The following is a 15,148-nucleotide window of genomic DNA, read 5'->3' on the forward strand; positions in this document are numbered from 1 at the left end:
TCTTTTTTTAAGGGGCAATTGTGAAACTGGATGAAATCGCCCGGCTAGCCGGCGTGTCACGAACAACGGCCAGCTATGTGATTAACGGTAAAGCAAAGCAGTACCGTGTCAGCGACAAGACCGTTGAAAAAGTTATGGCGGTGGTTCGTGAGCATAACTACCATCCGAATGCTGTCGCAGCCGGTCTGCGTGCCGGGCGTACCCGCTCTATTGGTCTGGTGATCCCAGACCTGGAAAACACCAGCTATACCCGTATCGCCAACTATCTTGAACGACAGGCGCGCCAGCGCGGCTATCAATTGCTGATTGCCTGCTCGGAAGACCAGCCCGACAACGAAATGCGTTGCATTGAGCATCTGCTCCAGCGCCAGGTGGATGCCATCATCGTGTCGACCTCCTTGCCGCCAGAGCATCCGTTCTACCAGCGCTGGGCGAACGACCCGTTCCCAATCGTTGCGCTGGACCGCGCGCTCGATCGCGAGCATTTCACCAGCGTCGTGGGTGCGGATCAGGATGATGCAGAAATGCTGGCCGCAGAGCTGAGAACGTTCCCCGCTGAAACAGTGCTGTATCTTGGCGCGTTGCCCGAGCTTTCCGTGAGCTTCCTGCGTGAGCAGGGATTCAGAACCGCCTGGAAAGACGATCCGCGCGAGGTTCACTACCTCTATGCCAATAGCTACGAACGCGAAGCCGCAGCGCAGCTGTTTGAGAAATGGCTGGAAACGCATCCGATGCCTCAGGCGCTGTTCACCACGTCATTTGCGCTGTTGCAGGGTGTCATGGATGTGACCTTGCGTCGTGAAGGTAAACTGCCCTCCGACCTGGCGATTGCCACGTTCGGGGATAATGAGCTGCTCGACTTCCTGCAGTGCCCGGTGCTGGCGGTAGCACAGCGTCACCGCGATGTGGCTGAACGCGTGCTTGAGATTGTGCTGGCAAGCCTGGATGAGCCGCGCAAACCGAAGCCGGGTCTGACGCGTATCAAACGTAATCTCTACCATCGCGGAATTTTAAGCCGCCAAAAATGAAATGACCGGGGCGGAGAAATCTGCCCCATTTTGCTGTGATTATTCGTGCAGATAATTCCCGGAGAGAAATTAGGATAATTCTTGCGGGATCGTAATCGCCTATTTTTTTAATTCATTCTGGCTTTTAAATTGTCCTTTTAAAGAACATGCGGGCGATTTTAAACAGCTATCTTTGTATTATTTTGTTACAAACCCTCTTCGGTCGATGAATATTCAGACGTTTTTCCTCTTACTGCTTCAGCTTACGTGGCAACCTCCGCGCTTACCGGGCACTTGGATGAATCTGGCGCTGTTATCCCCTGAGAATCTGTCATAAAATGCTGCCCGCGTCGCAAACTGACATTTTATATTTATCTGCGATGATATTGAGTGAGCTTTAACGCTAGTGTGCATATTCGGTTTTTTTCTTACAAATATTCATAACGTTAATTTTGCCTCGCCAGTTGTGCAGTTATTAACCAGGACTGTTTATCTCTGTAAATAGAGGGCTTTCGGGTCCTTATAGGGAGAGTCCTGGCTTGACAAGCTTTTCCCTCGCTCCGTAAACTCCTTTAGGTGGGAATTTGTGGGTTAAAGTGGTGAGGAGGGGTGAGACTGGCATGTTCCGTGGAGCTACGTTAGTCAATCTCGACAGCAAAGGGCGTTTATCGGTACCAACCCGATACCGCGACCAGCTGATTGAGAACGCTGCGGGTCAAATGGTTTGCACCATTGACATTAACTCCCCCTGCCTGCTGCTTTACCCCTTGCCTGAATGGGAAATTATTGAGCAAAAGCTGTCGCGACTGTCGAGCATGAACCCGCAGGAACGCCGCGTACAGCGGCTGTTATTGGGACATGCCAGTGAATGTCAGATGGATAACGCAGGGCGGTTACTGATTGCCCCTGTGTTGCGGCAACATGCCGGTCTGACCAAAGAAGTGATGCTGGTCGGGCAGTTCAACAAGTTTGAACTGTGGGATGAAACGACCTGGTATCAACAGGTCAAGGAAGATATCGACGCTGAGCAGTCTGATTCCGCGACATTATCGGAACGGCTGCAGGACTTGTCTCTATAAATATGATGGAAAATTATAAACACAAAACGGTGTTACTGGACGAGGCCGTAAACGGTCTGAATATTCGTCCGGATGGCATCTACATTGATGGCACGTTTGGTCGCGGTGGTCACTCGCGTTTGATTCTCTCCCAGCTTGGAGAGGAAGGACGTCTGCTGGCAATCGATCGCGATCCGCAGGCAATTGCCGTTGCACAAACCATCAATGACCCACGCTTTTCCATCGTGCATGGACCTTTCTCTGCGCTCGCGGATTATGTTGCCGAGCGTGGCCTGACGGGCAAGATCGACGGGATTCTTCTCGATCTTGGCGTCTCTTCACCCCAGCTTGATGACGCTGAACGTGGTTTCTCCTTTATGCGTGATGGTCCGCTGGACATGCGTATGGACCCGACGCGCGGTCAGTCTGCCGCTGAGTGGTTACAGACCGCTGACGAAGCAGATATTGCATGGGTCATCAAAACGTTTGGCGAAGAGCGCTTTGGCAAACGTATTGCGCGCGCCATCGTTGAGCGCAATCGCATTGAGCCCATGACCCGCACCAAAGAGTTGGCCGAAGTGATCGCGGCGGCGACACCGGTGAAGGATAAGCACAAACATCCCGCGACCCGTACCTTCCAGGCGGTTCGCATCTGGGTAAACAGTGAACTGGAGGAAATAGAGCTGGCGCTAAAAAGCTCGCTCGACGTGCTGGCCCCGGGTGGGCGGTTATCCATCATCAGCTTCCATTCGCTGGAAGACCGTATTGTGAAACGCTTTATGCGTGAGCAAAGCCGCGGTCCACAGGTGCCAGCGGGGCTGCCGATGACGGAAGAACAACTCAGGAAACTGGGTGGCCGTCAGTTGCGAGCATTAGGCAAGTTGATGCCGGGCGAAGAAGAAGTGGCAGAGAATCCACGCGCCCGTAGTTCAGTGCTGCGTGTTGCAGAGAGGACGAACGCATGATCGGCAGAGTGACAGAGACCCTAAGCAAAGTTAAGGATTCGTTAGGAAGCAACGAGCGCCATGCCTTGCCTGGCGTGATCGGCGACGATCTTTTGCGGTTTGGGAAACTGCCACTCTGTCTGTTCATTTGTATCATTGTCACGGCAGTTACGGTGGTGACCACCGCCCACCATACACGTTTATTGACTGCGCAACGCGAGCAGATGGTACTGGAACGCGATGCGCTGGATATTGAATGGCGAAATCTGATCCTTGAAGAAAACGCGCTCGGCGATCACAGCCGGGTTGAACGGATCGCAACGGAAAAGCTGCAGCTGCAGCATGTTGATCCTTCGCAGGAAAATATCGTAGTACAAAAATAAGGGAAAACGCGACGCATGAAAGCAGCGGCAAAAACGCTAAAACCAAAACGTCAGGAAGAACAGGCCAACTTTGTCAGTTGGCGTTTTGCGTTGCTTTGCGGCTGCATTTTACTCGCTCTGGGTTTTCTGCTGGGACGCGTGGCCTGGCTGCAAATCATCGCCCCTGACATGCTGGTGCGTCAGGGCGACATGCGCTCCCTGCGCGTCCAGGAAGTGTCGACATCCCGCGGGATGATCACCGACCGTTCGGGTCGTCCGCTGGCGGTGAGCGTGCCGGTGAAGGCGATCTGGGCCGATCCTAAAGAGCTGCACGACGCTGGCGGTATCACGCTTGATAACCGCTGGAAGGCCCTTGCGGATGCGCTGAAGATGCCGCTGGACCAGTTAGCTTCACGCGTAAATACGAACCCGCGAGGGCGGTTTATCTATCTGGCGCGTCAGGTTAACCCTGACATGGCGGACTACATCAAAAAATTGAAGCTGCCGGGGATCCATCTGCGTGAAGAATCCCGTCGTTACTATCCATCCGGCGAAGTGACTGCTCACCTCATTGGCTTTACTAACGTTGATAGCCAGGGGATTGAAGGCGTTGAAAAAAGCTTTGATAAATGGCTCACCGGCCAGCCCGGCGAGCGTATTGTGCGTAAGGACCGCTATGGTCGCGTGATCGAGGATATTTCCTCTACGGACAGCCAGGCCGCGCACAATCTGGCCCTGAGTATTGATGAGCGGCTACAGGCGCTGGTTTACCGCGAGCTGAACAATGCCGTGGCCTTCAACAAAGCGGAATCGGGCAGTGCCGTGTTAGTCGATGTCAACACGGGTGAAGTGCTGGCGATGGCCAATAGCCCGTCCTACAACCCTAACAATCTTACCGGTACGCAGAAGGATATTATGCGTAACCGTACCATCACCGACGTGTTCGAACCGGGTTCGACCGTTAAGCCGATGGTGGTCATGACTGCCCTTCAGCGCGGTATCGTCAATGAAAACACCGTCCTGAATACCATTCCATACCGAATTAACGGCCACGAGATCAAAGACGTGGCGCGCTACAGCGAATTGACCCTGACCGGGGTGTTACAGAAGTCGAGTAACGTCGGTGTTTCAAAGCTGGCGTTAGCGATGCCGTCCTCAGCGTTAGTAGAGACTTACTCACGTTTTGGGCTTGGAAAGGCGACCAATTTGGGGTTGGTCGGAGAACGCAGTGGCTTATATCCTCAAAAACAACGGTGGTCTGACATAGAGAGGGCCACCTTCTCTTTCGGCTACGGGCTAATGGTGACACCGTTACAGTTAGCGCGAGTCTACGCAACGATCGGCAGCTATGGCGTTTATCGTCCGCTGTCGATTACCAAAGTTGATCCACCGGTTCCCGGCGAGCGTATCTTCCCGGAATCAACCGTCCGTACGGTTGTTCATATGATGGAAAGCGTGGCGCTGCCCGGCGGCGGCGGCGTGAAGGCGGCAATCAAAGGTTATCGCATCGCCATCAAGACCGGCACGGCGAAAAAAGTAGGGCCGGACGGCCGCTATATCAACAAATACATTGCCTATACCGCAGGCGTTGCGCCTGCAAGCAATCCGCGTTTTGCGCTGGTGGTCGTGATAAACGATCCACAGGCGGGTAAATACTACGGCGGCGCCGTCTCCGCGCCTGTGTTCGGGGCTATCATGGGCGGCGTGTTACGCACCATGAACATCGAACCGGATGCGCTGGCGACGGGCGAAAAAAGTGAATTTGTAATTAATCAAGGCGAGGGTACAGGTGGCAGATCGTAATTTGCGCGACCTTCTCGCTCCGTGGGTGCCAAATGCACCGGAGCGAGCACTGCGAGAGATGGTACTGGACAGCCGCGTGGCTGCTTCTGGCGATCTTTTTGTGGCGGTGGTCGGTCATCAGGCGGACGGGCGTCGTTATATCCCGCAGGCGATTGCGCAAGGTGTGGCTGCCATTATTGCTGAGGCCAAAGATGAGGCAACCGACGGTGAGATCCGTGAAATGCACGGGGTGCCGGTCATCTATCTCAGCCAGTTAAACGAGCGTCTTTCCGCGCTGGCGGGACGTTTTTATCACGAACCTTCCGACCAGCTGCGCCTGGTAGGCGTCACGGGTACGAACGGTAAAACCACTACCACGCAGCTGATGGCGCAGTGGGCCCAGCTGCTGGGTGAAACCGGTGCGGTGATGGGTACCGTGGGTAACGGCCTGCTGGGCAAAGTGAGCCCGACGGAAAACACCACCGGCTCGGCCGTAGACGTACAGCATGTGCTTGCCGGTCTGGCAGGGCAGGGGGCAACCTTTGCTGCGATGGAAGTCTCTTCGCACGGTCTGGTTCAGCACCGCGTCGCGGCGCTGAAATTTGCCGCTTCCGTGTTTACCAACCTGAGCCGCGATCATCTTGATTATCACGGTGATATGGAGCATTACGAAGCCGCGAAATGGCTGCTGTTCTCTACTCACCATTACGGACAAGCCATCATCAACGCCGACGACGAAGTGGGCCGCCGCTGGCTGGCGAAGCTGCCGGATGCGGTTGCGGTGTCGATGGAAGACCATATCAATCCCAACTGCCACGGCCGCTGGCTGAAGGCGGTTGAGGTGAATTATCACGACAGCGGGGCGACAATCCGCTTTGCCTCTTCTTGGGGTGAAGGCGAAATTGAAAGCCGCCTGATGGGCGCGTTTAACGTCAGCAACCTGCTGCTGGCGCTGGCAACGCTGCTGGCGCTGGGTTATCCGATGGCTGAACTGCTGAAAACCTCAGCGCGTCTGCAGCCGGTTTGCGGCCGTATGGAAGTGTTCAGCGCGCCGGGCAAACCGACCGTTGTGGTTGATTATGCCCACACGCCGGATGCGCTGGAAAAAGCGCTGGAAGCGGCGCGCCTGCACTGCGCCGGTAAGCTCTGGTGCGTGTTTGGCTGCGGCGGCGATCGCGATAAAGGCAAACGCCCGCTGATGGGGGCTATTGCCGAGCAGTTCGCAGATATTCCGGTTGTGACCGATGACAACCCGCGTACCGAAGAGCCGCGCGCCATCATTAATGACATTCTGGCGGGCATGCTGGACGCGGGCCGCGCTCGCGTGGTGGAAGGGCGTGCGGAAGCCGTGACCAACACCATCATGCAGGCGCAGGAGAATGATGTTGTCCTGCTGGCGGGCAAAGGCCATGAAGATTATCAGATCGTTGGCAATCGCCGTCTGGACTACTCGGACCGCGTAACGGCAGCACGCCTGCTGGGAGTCGTGGCATGATTAGCATCACGTTAAGCCAGGCCGCTGCTATTCTGCAGGGCGACCTCCACGGGCAAGACCTGACCATTGATGCCGTAACGACGGACACCCGCAAAATCACCGCAGGCTGTCTGTTTGTGGCGCTGAAAGGCGAGCGTTTTGACGCGCATGATTTTGCGGAACAGGCCAAAGAGAACGGCGCCGGTGCGCTGCTCGTCAGCCGCAAGCTCGATATCGATCTGCCACAAATTGTGGTGAAAGATACGCGTCTCGCGTTCGGTGAGCTGGCCGCCTGGGTTCGCCAGCAGGTCCCTACGCGCGTTGTCGCCTTGACCGGTTCATCAGGCAAGACGTCGGTGAAAGAGATGACGGCGGCGATCCTCAGCCAGTGCGGGAATACGCTTTATACCGCGGGCAACCTCAATAATGACATCGGCGTGCCGATGACATTACTCCGCCTGACCAAAGAACATGAATTTGCGGTGATCGAGTTAGGGGCAAACCACCAAGGCGAAATCGCCTGGACCGTGAGCCTGACTCGCCCGGAAGCCGCGCTGGTGAATAACCTCGCGGCGGCGCATCTGGAAGGCTTTGGCTCGCTGGAAGGCGTAGCGAAAGCCAAAGGTGAGATTTACACCGGTCTGCCGGATGACGGTATCGCCATTCTGAACGCCGACAACAACGACTGGCTGAACTGGCAAAGCATTATTGGTTCGCGTAAAACCTGGCGCTTCTCGCCGAATGCGGCCAACAGTGATTTTACCGCGACCAATATCCATGTGACGTCGCACGGTACGGAGTTCACCCTCACCACCCCAACGGGTGGCGTAGATGTGCTGCTGCCGCTGCCGGGTCGCCATAATATCGCCAATGCGCTTGCGGCGGCGGCGTTGTCGACGGCAGTGGGCGCGTCGCATGAAGCGATTAAAACCGGGCTGGCGAACCTGAAAGCCGTGCCGGGGCGTCTGTTCCCGATTCAGCTTTCGGAAAACAAGCTGCTGCTTGATGACTCCTACAACGCGAACGTGGGCTCGATGACGGCGGCGGTGCAGGTGTTATCTGAAATGCCGGGCTACCGCATCATGGTGGTGGGCGATATGGCAGAGCTGGGCGACGAAAGCGAAGCCTGCCATACCCAGGTCGGTGAAGCGGCGAAAGCGGCAGGGCTGGACTGCGTGCTGAGCGCAGGAAAACTGAGCCAGGCGATTAGCCAAGCCAGCGGCGTTGGCGAGCATTTTGCTGATAAAACCGCGTTGATAGCGCGCCTTAAGGCGTTGATTACAGAAAAACAAATTGTGACTGTGTTAGTGAAAGGTTCACGTAGTGCCGCCATGGAAGAGGTTGTGCACGCATTACAGGAGAACGGGACATGTTAGTTTGGCTGGCCGAACATTTGGTCAAATATTATTCAGGCTTTAACGTCTTTTCGTATCTGACGTTTCGCGCCATCGTCAGCCTGCTGACTGCGCTGTTCATCTCGCTGTGGATGGGCCCGCGCATGATTGCCCGTCTGCAAAAACTCTCTTTCGGCCAGGTTGTGCGTAACGACGGTCCGGAATCGCACTTCAGCAAGCGCGGCACGCCGACCATGGGCGGGATCATGATCCTGACCGCCATCGTCGTTTCCGTGTTGCTGTGGGCCTATCCCTCCAACCCGTACGTCTGGTGCGTTCTGACGGTACTGGTGGGTTACGGGATCATCGGTTTTGTGGATGATTACCGCAAAGTCGTCCGCAAAGATACCAAAGGCCTGATCGCGCGCTGGAAGTATTTCTGGATGTCGGTGATCGCGCTGGGCGTGGCCTTTGCGCTGTATCTGGCAGGCAAAGACACGCCTGCCACCGAGCTGGTCGTGCCGTTCTTTAAAGACGTGATGCCACAGCTGGGGCTGTTCTACATCCTGCTGGCCTACTTTGTGATTGTCGGTACCGGCAACGCCGTTAACCTGACCGACGGTCTGGATGGCCTGGCCATTATGCCAACCGTCTTTGTGGCCGCCGGTTTTGCGCTGGTGGCATGGGCGACCGGTAACATGAACTTTGCGAACTACCTGCACATCCCTTATTTGCGCCACGCGGGTGAGCTGGTGATCGTCTGTACGGCGATTGTCGGCGCGGGGCTGGGCTTCCTGTGGTTCAACACCTATCCGGCGCAGGTCTTTATGGGTGACGTCGGTTCTCTGGCTTTGGGCGGTGCGCTCGGCATTATCGCCGTACTGCTGCGTCAGGAGTTCCTGCTGGTGATCATGGGCGGCGTATTTGTGGTTGAAACCCTGTCGGTGATTTTGCAGGTCGGTTCCTTCAAGCTGCGCGGTCAGCGCATCTTCCGTATGGCGCCGATTCACCACCACTATGAACTGAAAGGCTGGCCGGAGCCGCGCGTGATTGTGCGCTTCTGGATTATTTCGCTGATGCTGGTGCTGATTGGCCTGGCAACGCTGAAGGTACGTTAATCATGGCAGATTACCAGGGCAAAAAAGTCGTTATCATCGGGTTGGGCCTCACGGGGCTCTCCTGCGTGGACTTTTTCCTCGCACGCGGCGTGACGCCACGCGTGATGGATACGCGTGTCTCTCCGCCGGGTCTGGACAAACTGCCGGAACAGGTTGAACGCCACCTTGGTGGTCTGAATGATGACTGGCTGCTGGCAGCCGATCTGATTGTCGCCAGCCCGGGTATGGCGCTGGCGCATCCTTCGCTGAGCGCTGCTGCGGATGCGGGCGTTGAGATTGTCGGCGATATCGAGCTGTTCTGCCGCGAAGCGCAGGCGCCTGTTATCGCCATTACCGGTTCTAACGGTAAAAGCACCGTCACCACCCTGGTGGGTGAAATGGCGAAAGCGGCGGGCATGAACGTCGGCGTTGGCGGTAACATTGGTTTACCCGCTCTGATGCTGCTGGATAAAGGCTGCGAGCTGTATGTTCTCGAGCTTTCCAGCTTCCAGCTGGAAACCACCTCCAGCCTGCACGCTGCGGCTGCGACGATCCTCAACGTGACTGAAGATCATATGGACCGATATCCATTTGGTCTGCAGCAGTACCGTGCCGCCAAGCTGCGCGTTTATGAAAATGCCAAAGTCTGCGTTGTAAACGCCGATGACGCGCTGACCATGCCCGTACGCGGTGCAGACGATCGCTGTATCAGCTTCGGTATCACGATGGGGGATTACCACCTGAACCGTCAGCTGGGCGAAACCTGGCTGCGCGTGAAGGGTGAGAAAGTGCTGAACGTGAAAGAGATGAAGCTCACTGGTCAGCACAACTATACCAATGCCCTGGCGGCGCTGGCGCTGGCGGATGCAGTAGGGCTGCCGCGCTCCTCCAGCCTGAAAGCATTAACCACGTTTTCTGGTCTGGCGCACCGTTTCCAGCTGGCGCTGGAGCACAACGGCGTGCGCTGGATCAACGACTCCAAAGCCACCAACGTGGGCAGCACCGAGGCCGCGCTCAACGGTCTGCACGTTGACGGCACCCTGCATTTACTGCTGGGCGGCGACGGTAAATCAGCTGATTTCTCCTCCCTGAAGCCGTATCTCGCCGGCGATAACGTCCGTCTGTACTGCTTCGGGCGTGACGGCAGCGAGCTGGCTGAACTGCGCCCTGAGGTTGCCGAGCAAACCGAAACCATGGAACAGGCGATGCGGCTGATTGCCCCTCGCGTGAAGCCAGGCGATATGGTGCTGCTCTCTCCGGCCTGTGCCAGCCTCGATCAATTCAAGAATTTCGAACAGCGTGGTGATGTCTTTACCCGCCTGGCGAAGGAGTTAGGCTAATGCGTTTATCTCTCCCTCGCCTGAAAATGCCGCGCCTGCCAGGATTTGGGATCCTGGCATGGGTGTTTGCGGCGCTCAAAGGCTGGGTGATGGGCTCTCGTCAAAAAGATAACGACAGCCTGGTCATGTACGATCGCACGCTGTTCTGGCTCACGATGGGGCTGGCGGCGGTCGGCTTTATTATGGTGACGTCAGCCTCAATGCCTGTCGGGCAGCGTCTGGCGAACGATCCTTTCCTGTTTGCCAAGCGCGATGGTCTTTACATCATCCTGGCGTTCTGCCTGGCGCTGGTGACCTTGCGTCTGCCAATGGAGTTCTGGCAGCGGCACAGTACGGCGATGCTGATCGCCTCGATTATTATGCTGCTGATCGTTCTGGTGGTGGGGAGCTCTGTTAACGGGGCATCACGCTGGATCGCCTTTGGCCCTCTGCGCATTCAGCCTGCGGAATTTACCAAGCTCTCCCTGTTCTGCTATCTGGCTAACTACCTGGTGCGTAAGGTTGATGAAGTGCGTAACAACCTGCGCGGCTTCTTAAAACCGATGGGCGTGATTCTGGTGCTGGCGGTATTACTGCTGGCGCAGCCTGACCTCGGTACCGTTGTCGTGCTGTTCGTTACCACTCTGGCCATGCTGTTCCTGGCGGGCGCGAAGCTGTGGCAGTTCATCGCTATCATCGGGATGGGGATTTCGGCGGTTGTGCTGCTGATCCTCGCCGAGCCTTACCGTATTCGCCGTGTGACCTCGTTCTGGAACCCGTGGGAAGATCCGTTCGGCAGCGGCTATCAGCTGACGCAGTCGCTGATGGCCTTTGGTCGCGGTGAAGTCTGGGGGCAGGGGCTGGGTAACTCGGTACAGAAACTGGAGTATTTACCGGAAGCGCATACTGACTTCATCTTCTCCATTATTGCGGAAGAACTGGGTTATATCGGTGTGGTATTAGCGCTATTAATGGTATTCTTCGTCGCTTTCCGCGCCATGTCCATCGGCCGGAAAGCGCTGGAGATCGATCACCGCTTCTCAGGATTCTTAGCCTGTTCAATTGGTATCTGGTTTAGCTTCCAGGCATTGGTTAACGTCGGGGCCGCAGCAGGTATGCTGCCGACCAAAGGTCTGACGCTGCCGTTGATCAGTTATGGTGGTTCGAGTCTGTTGATTATGTCGACGGCCATCATGTTTTTGTTGCGCATAGATTATGAAACACGTCTGGAAAAAGCCCAGGCGTTTACACGAGGTTCACGATGAATCAACCGAAGCGGTTAATGGTGATGGCAGGCGGTACCGGCGGACACGTGTTCCCGGGGCTGGCGGTTGCGCACCATTTAATGGATCAGGGCTGGCAGGTACGCTGGCTGGGAACCGCAGACCGCATGGAAGCCGACCTGGTGCCGAAGCACGGTATTGAGATCGACTTTATTCGTATTTCCGGCCTTCGGGGCAAAGGCCTCAAGGCAATGCTGCTGGCACCTGTGCGTATTTTTAACGCCTGGCGCCAGGCGCGCACCATCATGAAGCGCTTTAAGCCAGATGTGGTGCTGGGCATGGGCGGCTATGTCTCTGGTCCTGGCGGGCTGGCGGCGTGGTCCTTAGGCATTCCCGTTGTGCTGCATGAACAGAACGGTATTGCCGGTCTGACCAACAAGTGGCTGGCGAAAATCGCTACCAAAGTTATGCAGGCGTTTCCCGGTGCGTTCCCGAAAGCGGACGTGGTGGGTAACCCGGTGCGTGTGGACGTGCTGGCGCTCCCGCTGCCGGACGCTCGCCTGACGGGCCGTGAAGGGCCGGTTCGTGTACTGGTCGTCGGCGGCTCTCAGGGGGCGCGTGTTCTAAACCAGACGATGCCGCAGGTTGCCGCAAAGCTGGGGGATACCGTGACCATCTGGCACCAGAGCGGAAAAGGCGCTCAGCAGACCGTTGAGCAAGCTTACGCAGACGAAGGCCAGCCGCAGCATAAAGTCACAGAATTTATCGACGACATGGCGGCAGCGTATGCCTGGGCCGATGTCGTGGTCTGTCGTTCAGGCGCGCTGACGGTGAGCGAGATCGCCGCCGCCGGTCTGCCGGCCCTGTTTGTGCCGTTCCAGCACAAAGACAGACAGCAGTACTGGAATGCGCTGCCGCTTGAGAAAGCCGGTGCCGCGAAGATTTTTGAACAGCCACAATTTACCGCCGACGCGGTCGCCACCACCCTGGCGGGCTGGAACAGAGACGCACTGCTGGAGATGGCGCAACGCGCACGCGCGACCGCTATCCCTGATGCGACGGAACGGGTGGCAAAAGAAGTGAGCCTGGCAGCCCAGGCTTAACCCTCGCAGCGCGTGTTGCGCTGCACGAATTTTAAGTAGTCGATGGCGTTTAGAGAATGAATACACAACAACTGGCAAAACTGCGTTCAATCGTGCCCGAGATGCGTCGCGTCCGGCACATTCACTTTGTTGGCATCGGTGGTGCTGGCATGGGCGGTATTGCCGAAGTGTTAGCTAACGAAGGTTATCAGATCAGCGGGTCTGACCTGGCGCCAAACCCTGTTACGCAGCAGCTGGCGTCGCTTGGGGCGACTATCTATTTCAACCATCGTCCGGAAAACGTGCGCGATGCGAGCGTGGTGGTGGTCTCCAGCGCCATCTCCTCTGACAACCCGGAAATCGTTGCCGCACATGAAGCGCGCATTCCGGTGATCCGCCGTGCAGAAATGCTGGCGGAACTGATGCGTTTCCGTCACGGCATCGCCATTGCCGGGACCCACGGTAAAACCACGACCACGGCGATGGTCTCCAGTATTTATGCGGAAGCGGGTCTCGACCCGACGTTCGTCAACGGCGGTCTGGTCAAAGCCGCGGGCGTACACGCGCGTCTGGGCCACAGTCGTTATCTGATTGCCGAAGCGGATGAGAGCGACGCGTCGTTCCTGCACCTGCAGCCGATGGTGGCGATTGTCACTAACATCGAAGCTGACCATATGGATACCTACCAGGGCGACTTCGAGAACTTAAAGCAGACCTTCATCAACTTCCTGCACAACCTGCCATTCTATGGACGTGCGGTGATGTGCGTAGACGATCCGGTGATCCGCGAGCTGCTGCCGCGCGTGGGTCGTCAAATCACCACTTACGGCTTCAGCGAAGACGCTGACGTCCGCGTGGAAGAGTACAAACAGATTGGTGCGCAGGGGCATTTCACGCTGGCGCGTCAGGACAAAGAACTGCTGCACGTCACGCTGAATGCGCCAGGTCGCCATAACGCCCTCAATGCCGCAGCTGCTGTGGCCGTCGCGACGGAAGAAGGCATTGATGATGATGCCATTCTGCGCGCGCTGGAAAGCTTCCAGGGCACCGGCCGTCGCTTCGACTTCCTCGGTGAATTCCCGCTGGACGCCGTGAACGGTAAAGCCGGCACTGCGATGCTGGTGGACGACTATGGCCACCATCCGACCGAAGTCGACGCGACCATTAAAGCCGCACGTGCAGGCTGGCCGGACAAAAATCTGGTGATGGTCTTCCAGCCGCACCGCTTCACGCGTACGCGCGATCTGTACGACGATTTCGCCAGCGTCCTGTCACAGGTAGACACCCTGTTAATGCTGGACGTGTACGCCGCAGGCGAGACGCCGATTCCGGGGGCCGACAGCCGTTCCCTGTGTCGTACCATCCGTGGACGCGGTAAAGTTGACCCTATTCTGGTTTCTGACCCAGCACAGGTGGCGGAAATTTTGGCACCGGTCCTGACAGGTAATGATTTGATTCTGATTCAGGGCGCGGGAAATATCGGCAAAATCGCCCGTACCTTAGCTGAAATCAAACTGAAGCCGCAAACCCAGGAGGATGAGCATCATGGCTGATAAGATTGCTGTCCTGTCTGGCGGCACCTCCGCCGAGCGCGAGGTTTCCCTGAATTCCGGCGCGGCTGTGCTGGCGGGCCTGCGCGAAGGTGGCGTCAATGCGCACCTGGTCGACCCAAAAGAGGTCGACGTGACGCAATTAAAAGCCATGGGTTTCGATAAAGTCTTTATCGCTTTGCATGGTCGCGGCGGCGAAGACGGCACCCTGCAGGGGCTTCTGGATTTGCTCGGCATGCCGTACACCGGCAGCGGCGTGATGGCCTCCGCTATCTCTATGGACAAACTGCGCAGCAAGCTTCTGTGGCAGGGCGCGGGGTTACCCGTTGCGCCATGGGTAGCACTGACGCGTCGCGAATTTGAATTGGGCCTGCCGGATAGCGTTAATACACGCATTGCTGAGCTGGGCTTACCGGTTATTGTAAAGCCCAGCCGGGAAGGTTCGAGCGTGGGAATGTCCAAAGTCGAGAAAGCTGAAGATCTTTCGTCCGCTTTAGCACTGGCATTTCAACATGATGAAGAAGTTCTGGTTGAAAAATGGCTCAGCGGGCCGGAATTTACCGTCGCGATGCTTGGCGAAGAAATTTTACCGTCAATTCGTATCCAACCGGCCGGAACCTTCTATGATTATGAGGCGAAGTATCTCTCTGATGAGACGCAATATTTCTGCCCTTGTGGTCTTGAAGCTGAGCGTGAAGCAGATTTACAGTCCCTGGTGCTTAAAGCCTGGCATATTCTGGGTTGTCAGGGCTGGGGACGCATCGACGTGATGCAGGACAGTGACGGACAATTTTATCTGCTGGAAGCGAATACCTCTCCGGGAATGACCAGCCACAGCCTTGTGCCGATGGCCGCGCGTCAGGCGGGGATGAGCTTCTCGCAGTTAGTCGTACGCATTCTGGACCAGGCGGGCTGA

13 protein-coding genes are annotated in these 15,148 nt (G+C 56.7%); all 13 read left to right on the forward strand.

Features of this window, described 5'->3' with window-relative positions:
• Window positions 1–20: 20 nt before the first annotated feature.
• On the forward strand, window positions 21–1,028 hold the full coding sequence (gene cra, locus LBF07_RS14780; RefSeq protein WP_008501993.1) for a catabolite repressor/activator: 1,008 nt from the start codon (window positions 21–23) through the stop codon (window positions 1,026–1,028).
• Window positions 1,029–1,627: 599 nt separating this feature from the next.
• Entirely contained in the window at window positions 1,628–2,086 is a 459-nt protein-coding gene (gene mraZ, locus LBF07_RS14785; protein WP_021240528.1) for a division/cell wall cluster transcriptional repressor MraZ, read from the forward strand.
• 2 nt (window positions 2,087–2,088) lie between these two features.
• Entirely contained in the window at window positions 2,089–3,030 is a 942-nt protein-coding gene (gene rsmH, locus LBF07_RS14790) for a 16S rRNA (cytosine(1402)-N(4))-methyltransferase RsmH (protein WP_021240527.1), read from the forward strand.
• Complete coding sequence (gene ftsL, locus LBF07_RS14795; RefSeq protein WP_008501989.1) at window positions 3,027–3,392, forward strand: cell division protein FtsL; 366 nt, start codon at window positions 3,027–3,029, stop codon at window positions 3,390–3,392. The genes rsmH and ftsL overlap by 4 nt, the downstream gene beginning before the upstream one ends.
• A 15-nt stretch (window positions 3,393–3,407) precedes the next feature.
• Window positions 3,408–5,174: a peptidoglycan glycosyltransferase FtsI gene (locus LBF07_RS14800; protein ID WP_033144627.1), complete on the forward strand. Its 1,767-nt coding sequence runs from the start codon at window positions 3,408–3,410 to the stop codon at window positions 5,172–5,174.
• The gene (murE, locus tag LBF07_RS14805) at window positions 5,161–6,648 is read left to right on the forward strand and encodes a UDP-N-acetylmuramoyl-L-alanyl-D-glutamate--2,6-diaminopimelate ligase (RefSeq protein WP_048979011.1); all 1,488 of its coding nucleotides are present in this window, start codon (window positions 5,161–5,163) and stop codon (window positions 6,646–6,648) included. The genes LBF07_RS14800 and murE overlap by 14 nt, the downstream gene beginning before the upstream one ends.
• Window positions 6,645–8,003 carry a UDP-N-acetylmuramoyl-tripeptide--D-alanyl-D-alanine ligase gene (gene murF, locus LBF07_RS14810; protein ID WP_069303666.1) on the forward strand — a complete coding sequence of 453 codons (1,359 nt, stop codon included), beginning with the start codon at window positions 6,645–6,647 and terminating at the stop codon, window positions 8,001–8,003. The genes murE and murF overlap by 4 nt, the downstream gene beginning before the upstream one ends.
• Complete coding sequence (gene mraY, locus LBF07_RS14815) at window positions 7,997–9,079, forward strand: phospho-N-acetylmuramoyl-pentapeptide-transferase (RefSeq protein ID WP_008501985.1); 1,083 nt, start codon at window positions 7,997–7,999, stop codon at window positions 9,077–9,079. The genes murF and mraY overlap by 7 nt, the downstream gene beginning before the upstream one ends.
• 2 nt (window positions 9,080–9,081) lie before the next feature.
• A complete protein-coding gene (murD, locus tag LBF07_RS14820; protein WP_087823387.1) occupies window positions 9,082–10,398 on the forward strand; it encodes a UDP-N-acetylmuramoyl-L-alanine--D-glutamate ligase in 1,317 nt (438 codons plus the stop codon).
• On the forward strand, window positions 10,398–11,642 hold the full coding sequence (ftsW, locus tag LBF07_RS14825) for a cell division protein FtsW (RefSeq protein WP_023310395.1): 1,245 nt from the start codon (window positions 10,398–10,400) through the stop codon (window positions 11,640–11,642). The genes murD and ftsW overlap by 1 nt, the downstream gene beginning before the upstream one ends.
• Complete coding sequence (gene murG, locus LBF07_RS14830; RefSeq protein ID WP_094934514.1) at window positions 11,639–12,703, forward strand: undecaprenyldiphospho-muramoylpentapeptide beta-N-acetylglucosaminyltransferase; 1,065 nt, start codon at window positions 11,639–11,641, stop codon at window positions 12,701–12,703. Before ftsW ends, murG begins: the two co-directional genes overlap by 4 nt.
• Before the next feature lie 56 nt (window positions 12,704–12,759).
• Window positions 12,760–14,235, forward strand: coding sequence for a UDP-N-acetylmuramate--L-alanine ligase (gene murC, locus LBF07_RS14835; RefSeq protein WP_033144631.1), 1,476 nt, complete (start codon window positions 12,760–12,762; stop codon window positions 14,233–14,235).
• Window positions 14,228–15,148, forward strand: coding sequence for a D-alanine--D-alanine ligase (locus LBF07_RS14840; RefSeq protein WP_094934516.1), 921 nt, complete (start codon window positions 14,228–14,230; stop codon window positions 15,146–15,148). The genes murC and LBF07_RS14840 overlap by 8 nt, the downstream gene beginning before the upstream one ends.

Origin of the sequence: Enterobacter cloacae complex sp. ECL352, from assembly GCF_020149545.1 — a bacterium.
Classification (GTDB): domain Bacteria; phylum Pseudomonadota; class Gammaproteobacteria; order Enterobacterales; family Enterobacteriaceae; genus Enterobacter; species Enterobacter asburiae_B.

Bases quoted from the DNA above. Each gene is read 5' to 3' on its own strand.
- murC (WP_033144631.1), top strand. From the start codon at position 12,760: ATGAATACACAACAACTGGCAAAACTGCGTTCAATCGTGCCCGAGATG.
- LBF07_RS14800 (WP_033144627.1), top strand. From the start codon at position 3,408: ATGAAAGCAGCGGCAAAAACGCTAAAACCAAAACGTCAGGAAGAACAG.
- mraZ (WP_021240528.1), top strand. From the start codon at position 1,628: ATGTTCCGTGGAGCTACGTTAGTCAATCTCGACAGCAAAGGGCGTTTA.
- murG (WP_094934514.1), top strand. From the start codon at position 11,639: ATGAATCAACCGAAGCGGTTAATGGTGATGGCAGGCGGTACCGGCGGA.
- mraY (WP_008501985.1), top strand. From the start codon at position 7,997: ATGTTAGTTTGGCTGGCCGAACATTTGGTCAAATATTATTCAGGCTTT.
- rsmH (WP_021240527.1), top strand. From the start codon at position 2,089: ATGATGGAAAATTATAAACACAAAACGGTGTTACTGGACGAGGCCGTA.
- murD (WP_087823387.1), top strand. From the start codon at position 9,082: ATGGCAGATTACCAGGGCAAAAAAGTCGTTATCATCGGGTTGGGCCTC.
- LBF07_RS14840 (WP_094934516.1), top strand. From the start codon at position 14,228: ATGGCTGATAAGATTGCTGTCCTGTCTGGCGGCACCTCCGCCGAGCGC.
- ftsW (WP_023310395.1), top strand. From the start codon at position 10,398: ATGCGTTTATCTCTCCCTCGCCTGAAAATGCCGCGCCTGCCAGGATTT.
- murF (WP_069303666.1), top strand. From the start codon at position 6,645: ATGATTAGCATCACGTTAAGCCAGGCCGCTGCTATTCTGCAGGGCGAC.
- ftsL (WP_008501989.1), top strand. From the start codon at position 3,027: ATGATCGGCAGAGTGACAGAGACCCTAAGCAAAGTTAAGGATTCGTTA.